The organism is Tardiphaga sp. 866_E4_N1_4 (assembly GCF_052076075.1).
Lineage (GTDB): Bacteria > Pseudomonadota > Alphaproteobacteria > Rhizobiales > Xanthobacteraceae > Tardiphaga > Tardiphaga robiniae.
In genome coordinates, this window is record NZ_CP197242.1 from 2,738,938 (window position 1) to 2,762,527 (window position 23,590).

21 protein-coding genes and 2 pseudogenes are annotated in these 23,590 nt (G+C 59.8%); 8 read left to right on the forward strand and 15 right to left on the reverse strand.

The genetic code is table 11. The features are described 5' to 3' along the window. Positions 1–99: 99 nt before the first annotated feature. The 3 genes and pseudogenes from AB8B20_RS13450 to AB8B20_RS13460 form a co-directional block, all read right to left on the reverse strand. Positions 100–630, reverse strand: coding sequence for a flavin reductase family protein (locus AB8B20_RS13450; RefSeq protein ID WP_439072865.1), 531 nt, complete (start codon positions 628–630; stop codon positions 100–102). Between the two features lie 94 nt (positions 631–724). Then, positions 725–1,069 carry a VOC family protein gene (locus tag AB8B20_RS13455; RefSeq protein WP_439072866.1) on the reverse strand — a complete coding sequence of 115 codons (345 nt, stop codon included), beginning with the start codon at positions 1,067–1,069 and terminating at the stop codon, positions 725–727. Positions 1,070–1,303: 234 nt separating this feature from the next. Continuing rightward, positions 1,304–1,684, reverse strand: a pseudogene (locus tag AB8B20_RS13460) (cobalamin-dependent protein); the annotation flags it as partial. On the opposite strand from AB8B20_RS13460, the pseudogene AB8B20_RS13465 reads away from it, so the two are divergent. From AB8B20_RS13465 to ribB, 3 genes and pseudogenes are all read left to right on the forward strand, one after another. After that, a pseudogene (locus tag AB8B20_RS13465) lies at positions 1,658–2,248 on the forward strand (helix-turn-helix domain-containing protein); the annotation flags it as partial. The pseudogenes AB8B20_RS13460 and AB8B20_RS13465 sit on opposite strands and share 27 nt — an antisense overlap. A 357-nt stretch (positions 2,249–2,605) precedes the next feature. Continuing rightward, complete coding sequence (locus AB8B20_RS13470) at positions 2,606–3,154, forward strand: Lrp/AsnC family transcriptional regulator (protein WP_244558456.1); 549 nt, start codon at positions 2,606–2,608, stop codon at positions 3,152–3,154. Between the two features lie 144 nt (positions 3,155–3,298). Continuing rightward, entirely contained in the window at positions 3,299–4,375 is a 1,077-nt protein-coding gene (gene ribB, locus AB8B20_RS13475; RefSeq protein ID WP_439072867.1) for a 3,4-dihydroxy-2-butanone-4-phosphate synthase, read from the forward strand. A 26-nt stretch (positions 4,376–4,401) separates the two neighbouring features. Here ribB and AB8B20_RS13480 read toward each other — a convergent pair whose 3' ends face one another. Then, entirely contained in the window at positions 4,402–5,271 is an 870-nt protein-coding gene (locus AB8B20_RS13480; protein ID WP_439072868.1) for an AraC family transcriptional regulator, read from the reverse strand. A gap of 91 nt (positions 5,272–5,362) precedes the next feature. Between AB8B20_RS13480 and AB8B20_RS13485 the strand changes: the two genes are divergently transcribed. The 3 genes from AB8B20_RS13485 to AB8B20_RS13495 are packed head-to-tail and all read left to right on the forward strand — an operon-like array spanning position 5,363 to position 8,543. Then, the gene (locus AB8B20_RS13485; protein ID WP_439072869.1) at positions 5,363–7,438 is read left to right on the forward strand and encodes an FUSC family protein; all 2,076 of its coding nucleotides are present in this window, start codon (positions 5,363–5,365) and stop codon (positions 7,436–7,438) included. Next, positions 7,435–7,653 (forward strand): DUF1656 domain-containing protein, encoded by a 219-nt coding sequence (locus AB8B20_RS13490; RefSeq protein WP_089266145.1) that lies wholly within the window; start codon positions 7,435–7,437, stop codon positions 7,651–7,653. The genes AB8B20_RS13485 and AB8B20_RS13490 overlap by 4 nt, the downstream gene beginning before the upstream one ends. Then, positions 7,650–8,543 carry an efflux RND transporter periplasmic adaptor subunit gene (locus AB8B20_RS13495; RefSeq protein WP_089266144.1) on the forward strand — a complete coding sequence of 298 codons (894 nt, stop codon included), beginning with the start codon at positions 7,650–7,652 and terminating at the stop codon, positions 8,541–8,543. The genes AB8B20_RS13490 and AB8B20_RS13495 overlap by 4 nt, the downstream gene beginning before the upstream one ends. An 89-nt stretch (positions 8,544–8,632) precedes the next feature. Here AB8B20_RS13495 and pimD read toward each other — a convergent pair whose 3' ends face one another. The 11 genes from pimD to AB8B20_RS13550 form a co-directional block, all read right to left on the reverse strand. Continuing rightward, positions 8,633–9,775 (reverse strand): pimeloyl-CoA dehydrogenase small subunit, encoded by a 1,143-nt coding sequence (gene pimD, locus AB8B20_RS13500; RefSeq protein ID WP_089266143.1) that lies wholly within the window; start codon positions 9,773–9,775, stop codon positions 8,633–8,635. A 171-nt stretch (positions 9,776–9,946) separates the two neighbouring features. Beyond that, positions 9,947–11,134, reverse strand: coding sequence for a pimeloyl-CoA dehydrogenase large subunit (pimC, locus tag AB8B20_RS13505; RefSeq protein ID WP_089266142.1), 1,188 nt, complete (start codon positions 11,132–11,134; stop codon positions 9,947–9,949). Between the two features lie 111 nt (positions 11,135–11,245). Beyond that, positions 11,246–11,842: an ABC transporter permease gene (locus AB8B20_RS13510; RefSeq protein WP_244558455.1), complete on the reverse strand. Its 597-nt coding sequence runs from the start codon at positions 11,840–11,842 to the stop codon at positions 11,246–11,248. A 194-nt stretch (positions 11,843–12,036) separates the two neighbouring features. Continuing rightward, the gene (locus AB8B20_RS13515) at positions 12,037–12,864 is read right to left on the reverse strand and encodes an ABC transporter ATP-binding protein (RefSeq protein WP_439072870.1); all 828 of its coding nucleotides are present in this window, start codon (positions 12,862–12,864) and stop codon (positions 12,037–12,039) included. A 69-nt stretch (positions 12,865–12,933) separates the two neighbouring features. After that, positions 12,934–14,016, reverse strand: a complete 1,083-nt coding sequence (locus AB8B20_RS13520) for an ABC transporter substrate-binding protein (protein ID WP_089266139.1) — start codon at positions 14,014–14,016, stop codon at positions 12,934–12,936. Between the two features lie 223 nt (positions 14,017–14,239). Next, on the reverse strand, positions 14,240–16,336 hold the full coding sequence (locus tag AB8B20_RS13525; protein WP_439072871.1) for a 3-hydroxyacyl-CoA dehydrogenase NAD-binding domain-containing protein: 2,097 nt from the start codon (positions 16,334–16,336) through the stop codon (positions 14,240–14,242). Between the two features lie 97 nt (positions 16,337–16,433). Further along, complete coding sequence (locus AB8B20_RS13530; RefSeq protein ID WP_089266137.1) at positions 16,434–17,618, reverse strand: acetyl-CoA C-acyltransferase; 1,185 nt, start codon at positions 17,616–17,618, stop codon at positions 16,434–16,436. Between the two features lie 15 nt (positions 17,619–17,633). Continuing rightward, the gene (gene pimA / locus AB8B20_RS13535; RefSeq protein ID WP_439072872.1) at positions 17,634–19,286 is read right to left on the reverse strand and encodes a dicarboxylate--CoA ligase PimA; all 1,653 of its coding nucleotides are present in this window, start codon (positions 19,284–19,286) and stop codon (positions 17,634–17,636) included. Between the two features lie 69 nt (positions 19,287–19,355). Continuing rightward, on the reverse strand, positions 19,356–20,864 hold the full coding sequence (locus AB8B20_RS13540) for a tripartite tricarboxylate transporter permease (RefSeq protein ID WP_439072873.1): 1,509 nt from the start codon (positions 20,862–20,864) through the stop codon (positions 19,356–19,358). A gap of 2 nt (positions 20,865–20,866) precedes the next feature. Beyond that, complete coding sequence (locus tag AB8B20_RS13545) at positions 20,867–21,364, reverse strand: tripartite tricarboxylate transporter TctB family protein (RefSeq protein WP_089266134.1); 498 nt, start codon at positions 21,362–21,364, stop codon at positions 20,867–20,869. A 7-nt stretch (positions 21,365–21,371) separates the two neighbouring features. After that, positions 21,372–22,325, reverse strand: a complete 954-nt coding sequence (locus AB8B20_RS13550; protein WP_089266133.1) for a Bug family tripartite tricarboxylate transporter substrate binding protein — start codon at positions 22,323–22,325, stop codon at positions 21,372–21,374. Positions 22,326–22,629: 304 nt separating this feature from the next. Here AB8B20_RS13550 and AB8B20_RS13555 point away from each other — a divergent pair, with 304 nt between their 5' ends. Continuing rightward, positions 22,630–23,073: a MarR family winged helix-turn-helix transcriptional regulator gene (locus AB8B20_RS13555; protein WP_244558454.1), complete on the forward strand. Its 444-nt coding sequence runs from the start codon at positions 22,630–22,632 to the stop codon at positions 23,071–23,073. 44 nt (positions 23,074–23,117) lie between these two features. Further along, positions 23,118–23,579 (forward strand): PaaI family thioesterase, encoded by a 462-nt coding sequence (locus AB8B20_RS13560; RefSeq protein ID WP_089266131.1) that lies wholly within the window; start codon positions 23,118–23,120, stop codon positions 23,577–23,579. The last annotated feature ends 11 nt before the right edge of the window (positions 23,580–23,590 follow it).

Here is a 23,590-nt window from a genome sequence, read left to right on the forward strand (position 1 = left end):
AAGCTCACGGTTAGCCCGGACGGGGACACTAAACTTTCTAGGCATATCGATTTGCTCCATTCTGGCTGTATCGCAATCGGTATTGCGTCGATGCTCGACTTATTGCTGAAGCGCTTTCGGTGCGGCGAAAGATCCATCCACATAGACGAGCGGCTCACCGCCCTTTCTCGTGGTCTGAGCCACGACCTCGCCCGTGAAGATTGTGTGGCTGCCCGAGCTGTGCGCGTTTACAACCCGGCAATCGAAGCTGCAGATCGCGTCTATCAGACTCGGCGCTCCGGTTTTGAGAGCACGCCACAAGGCGTCTGCGAAGCGGATATCGCCTTTGCTGCCGTCTTGGCCCGAAAAGGTCAGAGCCAAACCGAGATGCTCGATGCTCAGGATATTCCAGCAGAATAAGCCACTGCTTTTGATCGTGTCATGCGCCCCTGCAGATCGATTGACGCAGATGAGCACACTCGGCGGCTCGGTCGATAAAGAACAGCCAGCTGTCAGGGTCAGACCGTGCCGGTCAGGCATCCGGCCTGTCGTGACGATCGAGACTGCGCCCGGTACATTGCGCATGGCAATGCGGAATTCAGCGGGATCGAGCGATACCGGTTCGGACGCGGACGCTCCGGGCGCTTGCATAGATGATACTCTCAGATTCATGTGAAAGATGCGCCCCGATATCGTCGATGGTGATCGGCGTTGGTGTCCGCCGTCTTATCTATGGGTGTCCGATCTATTTGATCGCCTGGTAGAACTGGATAACGTTGCCGCTCGGGTCGCGCACCTTCACTGCACGACCGTGGCTGGCCATGTCCCGAATTGCTTCAACTTGAGCACCGGCAGCTACGGCGCTCTCTATTGCAGCTTCCAGATTGTCGACATCAAACACCAAAACGGCATCTTGCAGTTGATCCGACACCGATTCAGCTGAACTGGCGACACAGAAAGCCGCGGGATCGCTCACAAACTGAATCCACTTTCCCGGGTCCGCAAACCGCACCTTCAGACCCAGCCCTTCGTAGAACGAAGCCAGACGCTCCGGGTCGACCGCTGTGAGATAAACTTGCTTGAGTTTCACTTTTGAAATCCATTTGATCGATGCCCGCTGCAACCGATCGTCGATGGATAGTCACCCTGGCCGTCCAGCATTAATGCTTGAACAGCGCACATCGCATGTCGTTCACCGGCATTTTATGCTGCTGCGGCGATATGCCGGACAATTGGGTCCTTCGCTTGCCCCGTGCGATGTTTCAAACCTTCTTCGTCTGCAAACCGGCGGCGTGGCATCCGGCTGTCCTCAACGCAGCAGACATCAGGAGACAGCAAAGTATCCGATCCGCGTATTGAGCTTTTGGAACAGTTCCTCCGCCGCTTCCGAGATCACGGTGCCGGGTGGATAAATCGCCTCGGCGACGGCCTTGTAGAGCTCGTCATAATCCTGCGGGGGCACCACGCCGCCGATGATGATCATGATGTCCTCGCGGCCCTGCTTCTTCAGCGCAGCCTTCTGTTCGGGTATCGCCGTCAGATGGGCGGCGGCGAGCGAGGAAAGGCCAAGGATATGCACGTCGTTTTCGACGGCCTGACGCGCGGCTTCGTCGGCGGTGGCGAATAGCGGCCCCATATCGACGTCGAAGCCGATGTCGGCGAGGGCCGAGGCGATCACTTTCTGCCCGCGGTCGTGGCCGTCCGACATGATCTCGAACCGATCGCCATCCGGTTCGACGCCAGCCTGGAGCAAGTGGCCCGCCGTCTTTCCACACTGAAGCGCCCCGGGCCATAAAGGTGTGCCCGTGTTCTTTGCGCGCGTGGACCGTGCCGGCAACATCACCAAGCGCCATAGCGCCGCCAAATTGCAGTTCGCGCGCTATGGCGCGGCCTGCCCGCTCTGGAACGCTCACTAGGCCTTCAAAACACCGAGCCAGATCATCAGACAGCTCGTCGAGACGTCGGACGGCGTCCGCTTCTTATGCCTAGCCGCGGAATTGTCAAAAGCGCGTGCAGGATTCGAAGCCCCGCGTCCACGCTATGCAATTGCCCTTGGATGCGAGATTTCCTACGCACAGAACTTCATCTATGCGGACGGGCCCGACTGCACCAACAAGGCTGCCTACGATCCGATCGGCATCTCATGCCGGACCTGCGAGCGGGTGAATTGCTCGCAGCGTGCCGTCCCCCTCTCAAAAGCAAACTGTCAATCGATCCTGATATCAGAGAAGTTCTACCGTATCAGATCGTGCACGGTCCTGAGAGCTGATGGATTATCAGCTTAACCGCTCACCGGCACTTCGAGGTTTGCGCAGGCATCCGACGCCTAGCCAGCAACTACACTGCGCATCGAATATGCAAAAAATGGCTGAGAACTAAGCATTCAACTAATTGATCGCAATGCACAAAAACAAATTTGACGGTTTTTCGATACAAGTCGGCGTTTTGTCGAAATTCCATCGGCGCGCCTGAGGTTAGCATTTGTCATTCGGTTGTCACTCCGTCCCATAACGCGAGAGACGAGTCCGGATCCGTAACTGCTAGTTTTGGGAGACACGCGATGATGACGACCTCTCTCGACAGAATAGACATCAAGATCCTGAACGAACTTCAGCAGAACGCGAGCTTGACCAATGTCGAACTCGCGTCACGCGTCAATCTTTCACCGTCCCCGTGTCTCGCACGCGTCAAGACGCTCGAAAAACTTGGCGTGATCGACCGCCGAATCGCCGTTCTCGATCCTGCGTTGCTTGGCATCGGAGTGACCGCATTCATCCAGATCAAGCTCGAAAAGCAGGTCCAGACGTCGCTTGAAACGTTTACACGGGTAATCGATCGCCTTGCGCAGGTCATGGAATGCTATCTAATGACGGGCGACAGCGACTACATGCTCCGCGTCATGGTGTCCGACATCGAAGATCTTGAGGATCTCATCGTCAACAAGCTTTCGCGTATTCCCGGTGTTTCCAGCATTCGGTCCAATCTCGTGCTCAAACGCATTTCCCACAAGACCGTTCTTCCGCTCGACACCAATCACCCGATTACTGTGAAGGTGTGCAGCAGCTCATCTCGCTCTTTGGAGCGAACTACAAAGCCTCGATATGATGCAGCGAGCTCATCGCGATCCGATGCGCCCGTCGCATCGATGCCCGTTTCCCCAGCTATAGCGTGGTAGGACTACAAAGCGATCGAGACAAACATTTTGAGGTCTCGATGCATGCTTGAAGAGGCGCGCACTTATCTCGCAGGTGTCATATGCGGATCCATCTGCATGACCGCAGAGCTATCGTTCTAACTTCGTCGCAGGTGAGATCTTTCAATGGTGGCATCAATCAACACGGCATTGCGCGCTTTCGCCGAAGGCTCGATCGTCGTCGTCACCGACGATGATGATCGCGAGGGTGAGGGTGACCTTGTCGTTGCCGCGTCCCTGTGTACGGCCGAAAAGATGGCATTCATCATCCGGCATACATCGGGAATCGTTTGCGCGCCAATTACGGCCGACCACGCAAGGCGTCTTCGCCTGGACCCCATGGTCGTCAACAACGACTCGGCGCATACGACTGCCTTCACCGTATCGGTGGACTACCGGCCGGATAATGGGACAGGCATCTCGGCCGAGGAGCGAGCGTCATGTTGCCGCGCGCTCGCGAATCCCAACGCTGGCGCCAGCGATTTTTCCCGGCCCGGCCACATCTTTCCACTCATCGCGAAAGAGGGAGGTGTGCTGCTGCGATCAGGCCACACCGAAGCCGCCGTCGATCTGTGCAAACTAGTTAAACTCGAACCGATCGGCGTGATCAGCGAGCTGATGAATGACGATGGCTCGGTCATGAAGGGGCCGCAGGTCGCGGCATTCGCCGAAAGGTACGGACTGAAACATGTCACCATCGCTGATCTGATCCGCTTCAGGCAGGCCCGCGAGACGTTGATCGAACGCGTATCGAGCGTAACCGCGGACAGCCCAATCGGCCCGCTGCAGGGCTACTCCTATCGCTCTCCGTTCGATCCCATCCACCATGTGGCTTACGTTTATGGTGATCTGGGCGACGGCACCAACGTCCTCACGCGCTTCTACAAACCGAACATCTTGCGCGATCTGTTTTCGGGTAATGAACAGGCGAAGATGAACGTCGTTTTGAAGCACTTCAAAGACAATGGGAGCGGTGTCCTCGTTTATCTGCGCGACGGCGCCGCAGGCGTCCCCCCGGCGCCGTTGGCACCAGGCTCCTCGCTTGAGGATGATCGCAACAGGCAATGGCGCGAGATTGGCGTGGGAGCCCAGATACTGCGAGATCTGAGGATCACATCCATCCGTCATCTCACATCCTCGACCCATCACTTCAGGGGATTGTCGGGCTTCGGCATCGAGATCATCCGGAACGAGTCGCTCTGATTGCAGCCATCGGTGTCTCCCGATGATCACGTCAGACGCCCCGGGGCATCCGGCGGGGCTGGCAGCCCATCACCAGCCAGATCCACCCGAAGGTGTAGTGTCTGATCGGCCTCGCGCTCAGAGAAATAGCGCGCGGGCGACTTTCCGAGCGCCTTCTTGAACATCGTGATGAAAGCGCTCACCGACTCATAGCCCAAAGCGCCCGAAACCGACTGAACCGTTTCTCCGGCAGACAGTTTCTGGATGGCAACGATGATCTGAAGTTGCTGACGCCAGCGACTGAAGGTCATGCCCGTTTCGGTAACCACGAGACGCATCAGCGTCCGCTCGCCGAGCGCCGCAGCTTCCGCCCATTCCGCCACGGTCCGGCGGTCGGCCGGATTGTCCATCAAGGAATCGGCAATAAAGCGCAGTTTCGAATGGCGCGTAATCGGAAGGTGCAGCCTTTCGGTCGGCATGGCGATCAGCTCGTTCAGGAGCACCATTGCGATCTGTGCCGTGGGCCCCTGCGGATTATAAAGCGGCGGCAACGTCGCCATGCGGTAGATCAATTCATGCAGCAGCGGCGTAATCGACAGGGTGCAGCATTCCTGCGGCACGTTTGCTGCTTCCATATCCACATAGAGAAAGAGCAGGCTGGCATTGGCAGTGACCCGATTGCTGTGCGGCATGCCGCCAGGGATCCAGACACCACAGCGCGGCGGGACCATCCATAGCCCGCTCGGCACCTCACAGGTCACCCCACCACGCTGCGCGAGGACGAGCTGTCCCTTGCGATGGGTGTGGACGGGCAGCTCATCCTCTTTCTCCTGCGTATCCACCATCCCCGCTACGATCGGACGGTCCAGACTGTCAGGATTGAAGTGACGGTAATGCTGATGAAGCGTGCCGCGCATTGTCATGTTTTCGCAATTAATTGGTAGACTATCGAAATCATTGCGAGACAGCAACACCTATGGTCCGGATGCCTCACGGACGATCAGGACCATGCCGCAATCACTTCTGTCTCGGATTTTTGCCGCCGCATCACCCGGCCAACTCGACCCCAAATGGGCACTGTTCTCGGCGAATTCGTTCATCGCGGCGATGCTCGCGATCTATCTCGCCTTTCGTCTCGGATTGCAGCGGCCCTATTGGGCGATGCTTACCGTCTATCTAACCGCGCAGCCATTCGCCGGGGCAGTCCGGTCTCGCGCCGTCTATCGGTTTCTCGGGACATTGCTAGGCGCCTGCGCCGCTCTGGCGCTGGTACCGGTCCTAGTCGATCAGCCGGTCCTGTTGTCGGTCGCGGTCACCGCTTGGGCCGGGCTATGCCTCTATATCTCCCTGCAGGACCGCAGCCCGCGCAGCTATGTCTTCCTGCTGGCTGGCTACACCGCCACTACCGTCGCTTTTTCCAGCGTGAGCGCGCCGGCCATGGTGTTCGATACCGCGCTGTCGCGGGTTGAGGAAATCCTGCTCGGCATCAGTTGCGCAACGCTGGTGCATACGCTGCTATTCCCGAGCGATATCTCAAGCCCTGTTCTGAAAACACTGGGCGCCGCAGTCGCCGACGCCTTCGCTCGGACGACCGATGTGCTGTCAGCGCGTTCCGCCAACATGGATACCGGTCGCTGGAAGCTGGCCGCCGACATCACCCAACTCGACATGTTGTCGACGCATCTGCGCTATGACACCGCCGCGAGGAAGCCGGACCAGCGCACTATCGGCGCTGTGCAGGACCAGCTCGCATTGGTCCTGCCGATGCTGCTTGCAGTTGAGGACGGTCTCACCGCCTTGGGCGAGCGGCGCTCGGCGAAGCTCAACGGCCTGCTGGCAGACCTTGCCGGCTGGACGCAGAATCCGGATCGATCCCCGGGGGATGCGGACGAATTGATCGGCAGATGCGAGCGGTTCGAAGCAGCCAGCGGCTACGATCGCAGCGAATGGGATCGCCTTCTCGAAGCTGGGACGGTCGCGAGATTGGCTATCTTGATCGACGCGCTGGCCTCCGCCCATGGCCTATGCGCAGCGCTGCACGGCCCCTCCCAGGACTCAGCACGGAAGAGCAAAGCCAAATTCCCGCATCGACATGCGCGCCGGCACCTGCATCGCGATCCCGGCCTCGCCGCTTTGTCGGTCGCCGCTCTCGTCGTCGCGGTGCTCGGCTGCTGCGCGGTCTGGATCGCAACGGCATGGCCGGAAGGCGGTGTTGCCGCGCAGATCGCCGCGATCGCCGCCGCACTTTACAGCAGCCTCGACGACCCCGCGCCGACCCTGATCTCCTACGCGCTATGGACGCTGGCATGCCTGCCGCTCGCCGCCATCTACCTGTTCGTGATTTTCCCGGCAATCACCGGTTTCCCGATGCTGGTATTCTCGCTGGCGCCGACTTTTCTCGTCATCGGCTATCTGCAGGCCAATCCCCGCCATTTCATCAAGGCGCTGGCGCTCGGCCTCGGCCTGATCAGCGCGCTCGATCTACAAAACAAATTCAGCGCAGACTTCAGTGTATTCATCAACGGCAATGCAGCCGCGCTTGTCGGGCTGCTGGCAGCATTCATGGCGATACGCTGGCTGCGTTCGTTATCGGCATCACGCGCGGCGCACCGCCTGCTGCGCCAGGGTTGGTCCGATCTGGCGAGGCTGGCCGCAGCACGCCGGCCGATGATCCGCGCGCAATGGGTCGGCATCATGCTCGATCGCTTTGGCCTGGTCATCCCCCGCCTGGCCGCCTCCGGCACCGACATCGCGGTGGAAGGGCGCCGCTCGCTGGCCGCGCTGCAGATCGGCCTTGATCTGCTCGCTTTGAAGCAATGCACAATCCGCGGGGATGCCCAGACCGGCGGCGATGTCTCGAAGCTTCTGCCACTGCTGTCGCGCGCATTCCGCTGGCATGCGCGTGGCAAAGCGGAGCTAAAACCCGACGACGCTCAAGCCCTTCTGACAGCGATCGACAGCGCGCTATGCGCCGAGATCGGCAAACACAAGATCCCCACACGACGGCAGCTCGCTCTGGTGGGCCTGCGTCGCACGTTGTTTCCACATGCCCGTGCTTTCTCATCCGAAGAGGCCATTCGATGAACGAGGAATTCTCCGTCGCAGGCGTATATGTGCCGACTTTCGCTTTGGCCTGTGTTTGTGCGCTTGCCATCTGCTTCATGGCATCCGCGACGAGCCGCAAATTCGCCGTCATCGATATCCGGAAATTTGCGTGGCACCCCGCGCTGTTCGACTTCGCCATCTTCGTAATCCTGATCAATATCTCCTACGCCATTCTGGGAAGGCTGCCGTCATGACGACAATGGGTTCAATTCTTCCGCGAATTCTGATCACCACACTGGCAGTGAGCGTCGCAACACCGATCGGTATAGGCATGTGGGAGCACTACGAGACAGCCCCTTGGACCCGAGACGGCCGCGTTCGCGCCGACATCATCGCCGTTGCGCCCGATGTTTCTGGTCTCGTTGAAGAGGTGCTGATCCGAGACAATCAACTTGTCCGCAAGGGCGACATCATGCTGCGGCTGGATCCCAAACGATTCCGCCTCGCGGTCCGACAGGCGGAGGCCGCCTTGGCTAACCGCGAAGCCGCGGCCGAGAGGGCTGCCAGCGATCGCACACGATACGAAAAGCTAAGCGAAGGCGTCGTGTCGCAGCAGCAGCGCGAGACGATCCGCGCGGCGGACCTGCAGGCCAAGGCAGCCTATAGCCAATCGGTCGCTGACCTCGATATCGCACGGCTCAATCTCGATCGCTCGGAAATTCGCGCGCCCGCTAATGGACGTGTGACCAATTTCGATTTGCGACCCGGCGCCTACCTTGCCGCAGGGCGCGGCATCATGGCCCTGATTGACACCGATACCGTGCGGGTCGAAGGTTATTTTGAGGAAACAAAATTGCCACGCATCCATGTCGGCGATGTCGTCGATGTAAGACTGATGGGCGGAGCGATTTTGCACGGGCAAGTCGAAAGCACCGCTGGAGGGATCGAGGACCGGGACCGGAGTTCGGGAGCAAGCATGCTTGCCAGCGTCAATCCGACTTTCTCATGGGTCAGGCTGGCACAGCGCATTCCGGTCCGAATTCGTATCAAGAGAGAAGATGTCGACGGTTTGGTCGTTGGAATGACTGCTACGGTTCAGGTGAGGGACCAAAGCATACGCTCAAAGCATAGCGCCGATCTTTGATGTTTAGTCGTTGATTGGCGAACAGCTCTAACATCCCACTAAAGGTCAGCGCTCACAGGCCGCTGTCCTGAGAAAGCCACCATCCTATGCTAGTCAATCCGCCCGTCCATCGCGGCGACCCGCGCTAGATGGAAATCGGCATCTCCGAATTGACTCTCGATCATCGTGAGCCGTTTGAAGTAGTGGCCGATCTTATACTCCATAGTTACGCCGACGCCGCCATGGAGGTGCACGCCGCCCTGGCCGACAAAGCGCCCCGAGCGGCCGATCTGCACCTTGGCGGCAGCAACCGTCTTCGTGCGTTCGTCTAAATCGGTGAAACTGGATGCCATGGAGGCCAGATAGGACATGCTGCGCGCAGTCTCCAGCGCGGTGAACATATCGGCGGCGCGGTGCTGCAGAGCCTGGAACGAGCCAATTGCCACGCCGAACTGCTTGCGCTCCTTGAGGTATTCGACCGAAATCTTCAGCGCCTCTTCCATCGCACCGACCGCCTCAGCGCAGAGCGCGATGCGGGCATCATCTACCACATGGTTGACAACAGATAGGCCGTCTTCGGCATTGCCGACCGCAGCGTCAGCGCCGACCTCGACATTGTTGAGCTTGATGTCGGCGGCGCGGCTGCCGTCCTGGGTCTCGTAGCCGCGGATATCTACGCCTTTGGCATTGGCCGGCACCAGGAACACGCCGACGCCCTTGGCATCGCGCTGGCCACCGGCGGTGCGCGCGGTAACGATCAGCGTGTCAGCCGTATCGCCATGGCCGACGACGAATTTCTCGCCGGACAATGTGTAGCCCGCACCGTTCTTCTGGGCCGAAGTGGTGACGTCGCCGAGGTCGTAGCGCGAATTCTTCTCGAGCTGCGCAAAGGCCAGCGTCTTCGAACCGTCGATTACGCCCGGCAGATGCGCGGCGCGCTGCTCAGATGATGCCCGACGGAGGAAGCCACCACCGATGACCACCGTGTCGAGATAGGGCTCGATGACGAGATTGCGGCCGAGCGCTTCCATCACGATCATGGCTTCGATCGGGCCGGCGCCGAAGCCGCCGTCATCCTCGCTGAACGGCAGGCCTAGCAGGCCCTGTTCGGCGAACTTGCCCCAGACGTCACGGCTCCAGCCGCCCTTTTCGGCGCGGTATTTCTTGCGGGCCTCGAAATCGTAGGACGACTTCAACAGGCCGTCGACACTGTCCTTGAGGAGGCGCTGCTCCTCGGAGAGATCAAAATCCATTTTCCATTTCCTTGAAATGCAGCATCGGGTCATTCCGGGGCGCGTCCGACCCTTGCCGGTCGCGAACCTGGAATCTCGAGATAAGAGTCTCTGAGATGCCAGGCCACGTCGGGATTCCAAGTTCGCTCGCGCAAGTGCGCGCACGCCCCGGGATGGCGTCGTGTGGTCAGATCACAGCCCCAGCACCGCTTTCGCGATGATGTTGCGCTGGATCTCGTTGGAGCCGCCATAGATCGACACTTTGCGGTAGTTGAAATAGGTCGGCGCGATCGGCGAGGCCCAGTCGTCCTCTTCGTTCTGCCCCTCGCCTTCCGGTGCGTATCGCGCCGCGAAGGGACCTGCGACTTCGAGCAGCAATTCGGTCAGAGTCTGCTGGATTTCCGAACCCTTGATCTTGAGGATCGAGGAAGCCGGATCCGGCTTGCCCTTGCCGTGCTTGCCTTCAGCGGCGACGACGCGCATCTGCGTCAGTTCGAGTGCCTTCAGCTCGATCTCTGTGGCGGCAAGCTTCTGGCGGAACTGCGGATCCTCGATCAGTGGCCGTCCACCAGCGATGGTCCGAGATGCCAGTTCCTTGATCCCGCGGATGCGCGCCTTGGAAACGCCGACACGAGCGATATTGACCCGTTCGTGGCCAAGCAGGAATTTGGCATAGTCCCAGCCCTTATTCTCTTCACCGACGAGATTCTCGGCCGGAACGACGACATCATCGAAGAAGACTTCATTGATCTCGGCGCCGCCGTCGATCATCTGGATCGGGCGGCAGGTGATGCCCTTCGACTTCATGTCGATCAGAATGAAGGAGATGCCCGCCTGTTTCTTGGCAGCGGGATCGGTGCGGCAGAGGCAGAAGATCCAGTCGGCATATTGACCGAGGGTCGTCCAGGTTTTTTGCCCATTGACGATCCAGGTGTCGCCGTTCTTCTTCGCGGTGGTTTTCAACGACGCAAGGTCCGAGCCCGCGCCTGGCTCGGAAAAGCCCTGGCACCACCAGTCGTCCATATTGGCAATGCGCGGCAGATAGTGCTTCTTTTGATCGTCGTTGCCGAATGTGTAGATGACGGGACCGACCATGTTGACACCAAATGGCAGCGGTGACGGTGCGGGGTACTTCTGCAATTCCTCCAGGAAAATATACTTCTTCACCGCGCTCCAACCGGTGCCGCCATATTCGACAGGCCAGTGCGGTACGCCCCAGCCTTTCCTGTTCAGCACGCGCTGCCAGGTGACCAGCTCGTCCTTGCTGACATGCCGGGTCGCCATCAGTTTGGCGCGCACCGCCGAACCGACATTCTCATCGAAGAACGTGCGGACTTCGTCACGAAATGCGATTTCCTCGGCCGTAAAGCTCAGATCCATAACACCAACGACTCCGAATTCGGCGGGCGACGGCCCGCAACCATGCTTTGACACCCCCTTTGTCACGGGAGCGCATCTGCGATCTGTAGGATTTGACGGCTCGAACGCGATCTAGTGCGGCATCACCGCCGGCTGCTCGCGCCGGATCCAAAAAATATACCGACGCCCGGCGAAGCGCGTGATGCTGTGCAGAACCATGCCGATCGCAGACAGGACAATCAGGATCGCGAACACGCCCGTGATATCGAGATTGAAATTGTAACTCATGATCAAGTAGCCGAGGCCAGCCTGCGCGCCCACGAATTCGCCGACGATCGTGCCGATCACCGCCAGCACGGACGCAATCTCGAGGCCTGCGAAGATCAGGACCAGCGCGGAAGGGATGCGAAGGCGAATCAGGGTTTGCAGTTTGGTCGCGCCATAGGCCTTCATCATGTCAAGTTGATCGCGATCTGTGGAATTGAAACCGGAGATTACGCTCACCAGGATCGGGAAGAAGCAGATCAGGGCCGTAATGACGACCTTCGAGGTCAATCCATAGCCGAACCAAATGACGAGAAGCGGCGCAATCGCGACCTTTGGAACGGTCTGCATTGCAACCAGATACGGATAGACGAATTTCTCAATCACTGGCACCATGGACACCAACGCCCCGACGACAAGCCCGGACGCGATTCCAACACCGAAACCGACTAGAATCTCCGTCAATGTGACCATCAAATGCGGCCACATCGTCCCCTCGCTCAGCAACGCGTAAAGTCTCACGACTACACCGCTGGGGGCCGGGACCACCAATGGAGAGACGTGGCCAAACCGGCAGATCGCCTCCCAAACCGCGAGGAGGACAATGGCAAAAGCAATCATCTGAATTCGGGCAATTAGCGGATCCGCATACTTGTTGTTCATAGTGATGCCCCCGTCGGCGCGTCCGAACCGAAAATTGTCCTTATTCGATCACAAATCTCACCGAAGCGATTGTCGGCCATCGTCTTGAGGCTGCGTGGCCGCTCGATATCGACGTCGATGACATCCGAGATGCGGCCAGGTCGGGGCGACATAACAACCACGCGGTCACCGAGTAGGACGGCCTCCGGAATACTGTGGGTGATGAACAGGACGGTTTTCTTCTCTTCGGAACACACACGCATCAATTCGACATTCAGCGATTCACGCGTCATGGCGTCGAGCGCGCCGAACGGTTCGTCCATCAAAAGAACTTTAGGCTCCCGCATCAGCGCACGGCAAATCGCAACGCGCTGCTGCATACCTCCCGATAGCTCGAACGGATACTTCTTGGCGAAATCTGCAAGTCCCATAAAAGCCAGCCAGCGCTCAGCGCGCCGTCTGGTCGCCTCTGATCGGTCCTTCTTCAGGTGTGGCGACAGCAGTACGTTATCGAGCACGGTATTCCACGGCAGCAATAGCGCCTGCTGAAAGACGATGCCGACGTCGGACCGCGGGCCACGCAGAATCTCGCCATCGAAATTCACGGCCCCCGACGTCACCGAGGTCAATCCGGCCAGTGTGCGCAGCAGCGTCGTCTTTCCGCATCCGCTCGGTCCCACGACCGAAACGAACTCGTTCTCCTTGATGTCGAGATTAACCCTTTCAAGTGCGGTCACGACCTCGCCCGAATGGGTGGCGAATTTTTTCTCGATATTCTCGACCCTGATAAGCGTCCGGTCCGGATGCGCCAGCCTATCGGCCTCTCTTGCGGGAGACATCAGCATGCATGTATCTCGTTCGTTTGATGAAGGTTGTGCGCGCTCGCGCGGCGGCGATATCGGATTTGCTGCGCGCTACCGCAGCGTTTTCAGATCGAAAGCCTTGGCTTGCTTTGCGATTTCTGCCCGATCGTAATCATTGATTTGATCGACCAGCTCGCTGGTGAACATGCGCGACGTCGGAATTGGCTTTGCAATCTGGCCGCCCTGCAGCAAGAAATCGCTTAGATCCTTCCACCGCGTTTCGATGAAAACGCCGCGCTTATCGCCGACCTCGGGATCTATCCAAAAATCCCAAGAGGACGCCATCTTCAACCCGCGTTCCATCTTTTGCTCCGCGCTGCCTTCGGCAGGCTTGGTTTCCGGATAGACCTTCCACGTCATCAGGACGCAAGCCACCCGGTTGGCCAGGCAGAAATCGAGGCCCTTTGACAACGCGCGGCCGAATCCGGCGAGGAGTTTCGGCTTCTTCTTGATCGTGTCGTTGGTCGCCAGAAGCGAGACGTCCGGAAGCTTGGCGAGCTTGTCCTCGATTTTCAGCTGCCTGACCGGCCAGCCGGCGAGTTCGAACGTGACGTTCGCAGTCTCCCAGAACACGATCGCATCGACCACTTTCTGCTTCATAGCCGCGATCGCCTGCCCGCCCGCGCCGATCGGAATGAAGGTGACATCGCGGTCCGGGTTCAGCCCCGCAGCGCGAAGATAAGCCTTGCCGTAGTTCATGCCCGCGCTGCCGAGCGCCGTCACGCCGATGCGCTTGCCTCTGAGTTCTGCAACGGACTGGATCGCGCTATCGGCCGGAACCGAAAGAGACCAGATGTTGCGATATTCGACGCTAGAGAAGTAGCGCAGGTCCAAGGGAGCCGCTGCGCCCTCCTGCATGGCGATCACGGCCTGCGCCGGACTGGCCCAACCGATCGGAGCGTTGCCCGTGGCGACCTGGATCGCGACCTCGTTAGATCCTGCGGCCAGGATATAGTCGACCTCCAGCCCCTCCTTTTCGAGGTAACCGAGATATTTCGCTGCGATGAACGGCGCGATCGCCTCGTTCGCGTTGCGCTGCGGCAGCAGGACGTTGATCTTTTCGGCGGCTACGGCGCTTGAAAATGCGCCGCTGGTGGAAACCGTCAGGAGAAAAACAGCGAGAAGCTTATTCATGTTCTTAAATCCCCGAGTTACTGCCAATTGACATTTCACAGAAGGCTAATTTGAAATTTGCTCGTGCACAAGCTTAGTGCTTGCCTACGAGTGACCAAAGTTTGCTCAGATCGTCGTCAGTTATTGTTCGGCGCATTGTTCTCTGCTGCGAGGCTGCTCGCGCGACTTGCAGCGCGAGCAGCCTGAGCACGTGATGGCGTCTTAATTCCTCGGCGGAAATCCGTCAGCCGCGCGAATTTGCTACATTGAGCGATGTAAAGGATGCGCCCTCTCGCGCCAGACGCGCGAGCAGAGCGGTTGGCTTCAACGCAGGCTCGTTCAGGGTCTCCGCATAGAACTCGAGACGTTCGACGATCGTCTTGAGACCGACGAGATCAGCATAGAACATCGGACCGCCGCGATGGATCGGCCAGCCGTAACCGTAGAGCCAGATCACATCGATGTCGCCAGGGCGGGCCGCGATATTCTCCTCGAGGATGCGCGCGCCCTCGTTGATCATCGGATAGATCATGCGCTCGATGATTTCCTGGTCACCGATCGCGCGTCTCGTCAGGCCGAAGCGCCTGCACGTCTCATCAATGATTTTTTCCACCTCCGGATCGGAGATAGGCGCACGCGAGCCTGGCTCGTATTTGTAATAACCCTTTGAGGTCTTCTGACCGAGGCGACCGGCTTCGCAGATGGCGTCGGCGATATCCCAGCGGACGCCGCGGTCCTGGCGCGAGCGCCAGCCTATATCGAGACCCGCGAGATCGCCCATGGCGAACGGTCCCATGGGCAGCCCGAAGCGCGTGAGCACGCGATCGACCTGTTCGGGAAGCGCGCCGCTCTTGAGCAGAGCTTCGCCTTGCAGGCCTCGAACGGCCAGCATGCGGTTGCCGACGAAGCCGTGGCAGACGCCGACGACAACCGGTGTCTTCCGCATGCGCTTGGCCAGCGTTGTTGCCGTCAAGAGGGCATCGGTCGCGGTCTTCTCGGCGCGCACGACCTCGCAGAGCTTCATAATATTGGCTGGCGAGAAGAAGTGCATACCCAGCACGTCCTGCGGGCGCTTCGTGACGGCCGCGATCTCGTTGATATCGAGATAGGAGGTATTTGTGGCGAGCACCGCGCCGGGTCGAGCATGGGCATCTATGGCGGTAAATACTTCTTTCTTAATCGCCATGGTTTCGAACACGGCTTCGATGACGAGATCGGCGTCCTTGACGTGTTCGAGACCGACCTTGCCGTCGATCAGCGCCATCCGCTTGGCCGGCTCATCCGCCGCGATGCCGCCGCGGGCAGCCGTGGCCTCCCAGGTCTTCTGTATCATGTCGAGGCCGCGGGTCAGTTGCGCTTCCCCGGTCTCGATCAGGGTCACCGGAATGCCGGCATTGGCGAAGGACATGGCGATGCCGCCACCCATGGTGCCGGCGCCGATGATGGCGACGCGCTCGACCGGGCGCGGCTTCACGCCATCCGGCACGCCCTGAATCTTGATTGCTTCACGCTCGGCAAAGAAGGCATGGCGCTGCGCCTTGGACTGATCGTCGGCGACCAGCTTCAGGAAGCTCTCGCGCTCCTGCTTCAACGCCTCGTCGAATGGCGTATCGAGGGTCCAGCTCACGGCCTCGGCGCATGCCAGCGGCGCATTCATGCCGCGCCCCTTCTTTGTTGCTGCCGCTGCGGCGGCCGTGAAAAGCGAACGATCCGCCCGGGCGGCCGCGAGCCTTGAATCGTCATTGCGCAGCAGCCGCAACGGGCGCCGTTCGGCAACGACGCTCTTCGCGAAGGCAACTGCGCCATCCACTGGGTCCTCGACAATATCGTCGATCAGGCCGTGCTCAAGCGCCTCGACCGCGCCGATTGGTTCGCCGGTCACGATCATCTTGACGGCAAATTCCGGGCCGACCGCGCGCGGCAGGCGCTGGGTGCCACCGGCGCCGGGCAGCAGACCGAGCTTGACCTCGGGAAGGCCGAGCTTGGCACTGCTGACGGCGACGCGAAAATGACAACCGAGCGCGAGTTCAAGGCCGCCGCCGAGCGCGGTGCCATGGATCGCAGCAATCACGGGCTTGCTGCAGCTCTCGTTGCCGGCGATCACCTCATTGAGGGCCGGCGGCTGCGGCGGCTTGCCGAATTCGGTGATGTCCGCGCCGGCGACGAATGTGCGTCCGGCACAGGCGATCACAATGGCATCGACCGCAGCGTCCGCATCTGCGGCTTTGACGTTATCGAGGATGCCGCGGCGAACGGCCGCGCTCAACGCATTCACCGGCGGCGCGTCGATGGTAATCACCGCGCAACGATCGACCACCGCGAGCTTGACGAGTTCGCTCAATTTAATTCTCCGATCAGGACTATATTAGTTTTGCGCGCAGCACTGTCCGGCCCAGTCGGCCCCACATCGCTGCGCAATGCTTTAACAGGGGCTCGGATCAGTGGACGATCTCGAACAAGCCGGCGGTTCCCATGCCGCCGCCCACGCACATGGTGGCGACGCCGTATTTGGCTTTGCGGCGGCGGCCTTCGATCAGGAGATGACCCGCCAGGCGCGCGCCGCTCATCCCATAGGGATGCCCCATGGAAATGGCTCCGCCATTGACGTTCAGTTTCGCAGGGTCAATGCCGAGCTTGTCTCGGCAGTAGAGCACCTGAACCGCAAAGGCTTCGTTGAGCTCCCACAGGTCGATATCATCGATGCCAAGGCCGTGACGCGCGAGGAGGCGCGGGACGGCGTAGACGGGGCCGATACCCATTTCGTCCGGCTCGCAGCCTGCCGACACGAAGCCGCGGAAAATGCCGAGCGGCTTCAGACCACGCCGCGCCGCTTCCTGGTCGCTCATGATCACCATGGCGCTTGCGCCGTCTGACAACTGGCTGGCATTGCCGGCCGTGATGCTGCCGCCCTCGCGCACCGGCTTCAGCTTGGCGAGCCCGTCCTGCGTCGTATCCGGACGCGGTCCCTCGTCCTGCGAGAACGCGACGTCTTTCAGGCTAGTTTCCTTCGTCTCCTTGTTCGCCACCGACATCGTGGTCGACAGTGGCACGATCTCGTCGTCGAATTTTCCGCTGGCCTGGGCCGACGCAGTGCGCATCTGGCTGTCGAAGGAATACTCGTCCTGGCGGTCTCGCGAGATCGCATAGCGACTGGCGACCACCTCGGCGGTGTCGAGCATCGGCATATAGATGTCCGGCTTCATCTCCATCAATACGGAATCGACGGCGCGATATGTGTTGGCATGTTCGTTCTGCACCAGGCTGATCGACTGGCCGCCACCGCCGACCGCAATCTGCACGCCGTCATGGATCACCGAGCGTGCGGCGATGGCGATGGCCTGCAGTCCCGATGCGCACAGGCGATCGACTGTCGTACCCGACACGGACACTGGAAGGCCCGCGCGGAGCAACGCCTTGCGGGCGATGTTGCCGCCCGTCGTGCCCTGCTGCATGGCGGCGCCCATGACCACGTCCTCGATGTCGCCCGGATCGACCTGGGCGCGCATCACTGCCGCCTTGATCGCTTCGCCCAGCAGCGTGGCACCATCGGTGTTGTTCAGCGCGCCGCGATAGGCCTTTCCAATCGGCGTACGCGCAGTCGATACGATAACGGCATCAGTCATAGGATAACTTCCATTTTAAGCAGAACGGGACGAGAGTTGATCGCGGAGCGCCTGCCGGGACAGCTTGCCGACATTGGTGCGCGGCAGCTCGTCGATGAAATCGACTGCTGCTGGCAATTCGTGCTTGCCGATTTTGCCGGTTAGGAAGGCGCGCAGGTCGTCGATGCCGAAGCGCGCAGCTCCGGGCCGTAGCGTGACGTAGGCTTTGGCAGCTTCTCCGCGATATTCATCCGGAATGCCGATGACCAGGACTTCCTTGACGTCAGGATGGGTGTAGATCGCCTGTTCAATCAGCTGCGGATACACATTGAAGCCGCCTGAGATGATGAGATCCTTCTTGCGATCGACCAGATAGAACCAGCCATCTGCGTCCATGTAGCCGATGTCTCCGGTCAGGAAGCGATCGCCGATGAACCATTCGGACCGATCCTCGTCACGCTTCCAGTAGCCATTCGTGACGTTTGGTCCGCGGATACGCAATTCGCCAACCTCCCCGACGGGCAGAACGCGATACGGATCGTCATGCGCAACGATGTCGATTTCGATGCCCGGCAGCATCAGGCCGATCGAGCCCGGCCTGTCCGGACCGCTTGATGGATGCGTCGTGCCCGGCGAGCATGTTTCCGTCATGCCCCAACCGCTACGCAAGCGGATACCGGTCTTACACTCGAAGATCGCAGCGACCTCCACCGGAAGCGGCGCACCGCCGGAACTGCAATAGGCCAATGACGAGAGATCGCGGCGGTCCAGATCTCGCAGACCGGTGATGGCGATCCACATGGTCGGCACGCCGGGAAATACCGTCGCGCGCTTGACCTCGATATCGCGCATAACCTCGTCGAGATCGAAACGCTGATGCAATGAGATGAGATCACCGTAACGCAGCCGCTTCATGAGGATGAGAGTCAACGCATAGATGTGAAACAGAGGCAGGGCGCAGATCACCCGCTCCGCGGCGTTCCGCTTTCTCCGGAAGGATCGCGTCCAGACTTCCCGGATCGACACCGCAGCAGTCAGATTGCGATGCGAGAGCATCGCGCCTTTGGGCAAGCCGGTCGTTCCTCCGGTATATTGAAGCAGTGCGACGTCATCGAGCTCGATGACTGGCCAGTGCGCAGGCTGCTGGGCTCCAGCAACGAACTCCCGGTAGGTAACGATCTGCGCCCGCTGGTCGTAGGATGCCAGCGTGTTCTTCGTCTCGCCCCAGGCTTCGTCTTCGCAAACGATGATGCGATCGATGACACCCGCCTCTAGAAACTGGAGCGCCCGCGGGAGGATGGATGACAGGTTGCTGGTGACAACGACGCGCGCACCACTGTCGGACAGTTTGTGCTTCAACGTGATCTCGCCGTCCAGCGGGCTGAGGTGCACGATACGCGCACCCGCCTTCAACGCGCCGAAAAAATTAATCGGGTGATCTGGCGTATTTCCGAGAAACAGTCCGATCGTGGTGTTCTGCGCGAGACCATCGCGCAGATACGCTGTCGCGGCTTCGGCCACTCTGGCATTCAGCTCGAAATAGGTGATCTGCCGATCGCGAAATTCGATCGCAGGACGATCTGCGAACGTTCGTGCTGACGTTTCAAGCAGGTCGGACACGAGGCACGCCTTGATGGGCTCGTTCCACCGCACGCCCTCCGGGTAATGTTTCTCGCCTGGATATTGCATCCAATTTCCTCCATGCAGCGCCGCACGGATGCGGCGTGAGCCACAGCCGTGATGGATCGGAACTGTTTGTTATGCTGGCTTTGCGGGACTGACGTTTCGCTTGATGATCGCTGCAATTGATGGTCCGACGACCGCTACGACGCAGAGGACGGACAACGTGGCGCTGATCGGTCGGGTGACGAAAATCGACAGGTCACCCCCACTGAGAAACAGCGTTTCGCGCATCGATTTCTCGAAAATCGGACCGATGACAATCCCAAGGACCAGCGGAGCGAGATCGAAACCGATCTGGCGTAGGACGGCGCCGACTGCACCGAAGCCGACCAGAACGCAAAGATCCCAGTAGCTGCTACGCATCGTGTAGACGCCGATGAAGCTGATAGCGAAGATGAATCCGATCAGGGCATATTGCGGCACCCGTAGCAGGCGGACCCAGATGCCCACGAGCGGCAGGTTCAATGCGAGCAGCGCGATATTTCCGATATACATCGAAGCAAGCAGTCCCCACACCACGTCCGGATGCTGCGAGAGCAGCAAAGGTCCTGGCTGGATGCCCTGAACGATCAAAGCTCCGAGCATTAATGCGACGTTGGGCGTGAATGGAATGCCAAGGCTCAGCACCGGCACGAGAGCCGAAGTCGCAACGGCATTGTTGGCGGCCTCAGGCCCGGCAAATCCCTCGATGGCTCCTTGGCCAAATTCATCTCGATGCTTTCGCGCGATCGCCTTCTCGACTCCGTAGGACGCGAATGTCGAGGTCAGCGATCCCGGTCCTGGTAGTAGACCAATCAGGAATCCGATGCCCGAGCCGCGCACGATGGCGGGCCATGCGCGCGACCATTCGGCGCGCGTTGGAATCATGTCACGCAAGCGTACGGTTTCGGCACGCGGAAATCCCTTGTTGGAGGCGACGACATGAAAGAGCTCGCTCAGCCCGTAAAGACCCAACGTTACCGGAACGAGATCGAATCCCAGTGCGAGACTATTTGTATTAAACGTGAAACGCGTGTCGCCACCCACAGCATCGACGCCGATCGTTGCCAGCGCGACGCCGATCAGAAGCATCAACATGTTCTGCGCCGGATCGCTGCCTGTGATACGCACCAGCGTCAGCCCGCCAAGCAGCGCCAGGAGGCAGAATTCCGGAGACGAAAAGTGCAACGCGAGATCGGCCAGGATCGTCATGAACAGGCTAAGCCCGACAATGCTGATCGTGCCGGCGATGAAGGATCCGACGGCGCAGATCATCAGGGCGGCGCCCGCTCGTCCCTTCCGCGCGAACTCGTAGCCGTCGATGGTGGTGACGATTGATCCACCCTCGCCCGGAATCTTGAGGAGGATGGCCGTGGTCGACCCACCGTACATGGCCCCGTAATAGATGCCGGCCAACATGATCAGACCAGTTACTGCGGAGAAGTGCACCGTGATCGGCATCAGGATGGCCATGGCGCCAAGCACGCCAAGACCGGGCAAGACGCCGGTTGCCGTACCGACCAGCGCGCCCAGCAGTGCGGCGCCGATATTGACAGGCTGAAGCGCGACTGCGAAGCCGCCGAACATATGAGCGAGCAGATCCATCATCAGTTCCTGAAAATGGTGGTGAGAAGCACGCCGTAAGGAAGCGACACTTTCAAGCCGAGGGAGAAGACGACCCAGAATGCGATCGGCATTGTCACGGCCACGATGCATGCATTCTTCCAGGTCGCGTCGACCAGCCGTGCCATCAGGAGAAGAAAGACTGCCGTCGTCAGGAAAACTCCGAAGACGGGCAGCGCCACGATGAAGGCTATGCACAGAAGCAGCGAATATCCGACGCGCAGCGCCAATCGCCCCCTAGGCCACGGACCGACGTCGGCAGCAGGGCGATTTCGGACCGTCACGAACACGCCGAACGCCACCCAGCAGACGGCGACAAGCGCGGGCATCGCACCGACACCAGTGCCCAGGGGATCTCCCATGGAAAGCTGGAGAGACTGATACAGATAGAAGAGGCCTGCAGCGGTCAGGATCAGCGACGTCAGCTGCGATCCTTTGGTCGATGCCGGAGCATCGACGTCAATTGCTGTCGCATCGACCATCTGCGGCCTACTTTCCAGCCTGCGCGGACGGCGCAGTGCCGCGGAAGACCTCTGTGAACTGCCGGATCATCTCTTGGCTATCGGTGAACTTGACTTGAATATTCTGGGCAACCAGCACACGCCTGAAGTCTGGATCCGACACCGCCTGCTTGACGGCCTCGACCAAGACGCTTCGCTTGGCCTCGGGAATCCCCTTTGGAGCGTAGACAACGTAGTCACTGGTGGTGACGACGTCGTACCCCAGTTCCTTGAAGGTCGGGACATTCGGATTCGTGGCCATCCGCTCAGGGCCGAACACCGCCAGAGGCCGTGCCTTACCGACCTCAACCTGCGCCTTCAGGCCTGGCCATGTGAGCGCCGCGAGTTCGGTGTTCTTGCCGAGAAACGACGCCACGCCATCGGCATCGCCGCTATAGGGCACGAACCTGATATTGATATTGGCCTTTTTGGCGAAGGCGTCCCAGGTGTACTGATTGATGCCGCCGGCGATGCTGGCGACCTTCAGTTTGCCGGGATTCTGGCGTGCATAGTTCACCACGTCGTCCAAGGTCTGGAACGGCGAGTCGGCCTGAATGCAGACGGCATTGTGGACGATGCCGATGCCGCCCAGGATATCGTAGGTGCCGGGGTCTCCCCAAGGCAGTCCCTTGACCGAATGAACGGCGATTGTCATCGGGCTGTTGGTCGCGACACCTATCTGGTAGCCGTCGGGCTCCGCCGTCACGACGGCCGTGACGCCGCGCGTGCCGGCGCCTCCCGCCACGTTCTCGATCGTCACAGGTTGCCTCAGAGGCTTTTCGAGTGCCTTTCCAAGCGCACGCGCAATTGCATCCGAACCGCCGCCGGCTCCGTAATTGACGGTCAAGGTAATCGGCTTGGTGGGAAACGGTTCATCTGCGCCATAGGCGCAAGAACCGGCGAGAGCGAGACTGGCGAAGGCGATTCCTGCAATTTTGCGCATCGTGAGCTACCCCGTCGAGTGATCAAACAAACATCGGCGGCCGGGCACATCCCGTGCTTCGGGCTCCGGACGCACATATCCGTCCGGGCAAGACGCTTCCACCGACTTTTATCAAACAAGACGATATTTTGACTATCACTCGTATGCAAGCACAAAACTTGTTCGCAAGCGCACAACTTGCAAGCAAGCGAATAAATGAGGTAGAGATGCCAATATACCGGTTGTCAGGTCTCAAAGAGCTTGCGCAGCCTTTTTCGACAGGCGCGGGAGCCCGATGACCATTGCATCGTCAAGGAAGACACACGTGGATAGTGACGCTCCGGACCCGGAGGCGTCCTATGGGCTCGACGATCAACCCGGATTTCTGTTGCGCGTGGCACTGAAGACCCACACGACGGTTTTCACCGCGAATATGATCGACAGCCTCACCGCCCCGCAGTTCTCCACACTGGCAAAGCTCAAGGAAGTCGGGCCTTGCTCGCAGAATTATCTCGGTCGCCTCATCCACTACGACTCGGCGACCATCACGGGGGTGGTCAACCGGCTGAAGAACCGCGGCCTGATCGAAAGCATCGTCGATCCTCTCGATCGCCGCCGCGTCGCCATCGATCTGACGGAAGCCGGCCGGGCGATCGCCAACGAAGCCATCGCAGCGGTCAAGAAGATATCCAGGAAGACGTTTTCGCCGCTGTCTCCAAGCGAACATGCAACGCTGACGGCCCTTCTGAAAAAAGTGATCCTGAGATAGTGCCGGACTTACTTTCCGCACATCCTTGATAGGCCGAAGCCCTGATGTCCGACCGCCCCATGCAACTCACTCCGGGTGAGCTACAGAGTCGCCTGTCGCGCAACCATCTCGCGAACTGGATGGGCTTGACGGTTGTTCATGCAACCGCCGGACAGATCCGGCTGGCGTCTCCCTGGCGGGACGAATTCATCTCCAATCCCGACCGTCGCTTCGCGCATGGCGGCATCCTGGCGACGCTTCTGGACACGGCCGGATCATATGCGGTCGCGACACTGCTCGGCAGGCCGGCGCAAACAGTCGATATGCGGGTCGATTTTTTGCGACCGGGCTTAGAATCGGAATTGATGGTCGATGCGAGCGTGCTCCACTTCGGGCGCACCCTGGCCACCGTGGATGGGTCCGTTTTCAATCGAGAGAACCGCCTCCTAGCGACAGGCCGGATGGTCTTTCTGACATCAGACAACGAGTCAGAAACGGGCGCGAAAGAGAAGTCGCATGACAGCTGAGGCCGCCCCGT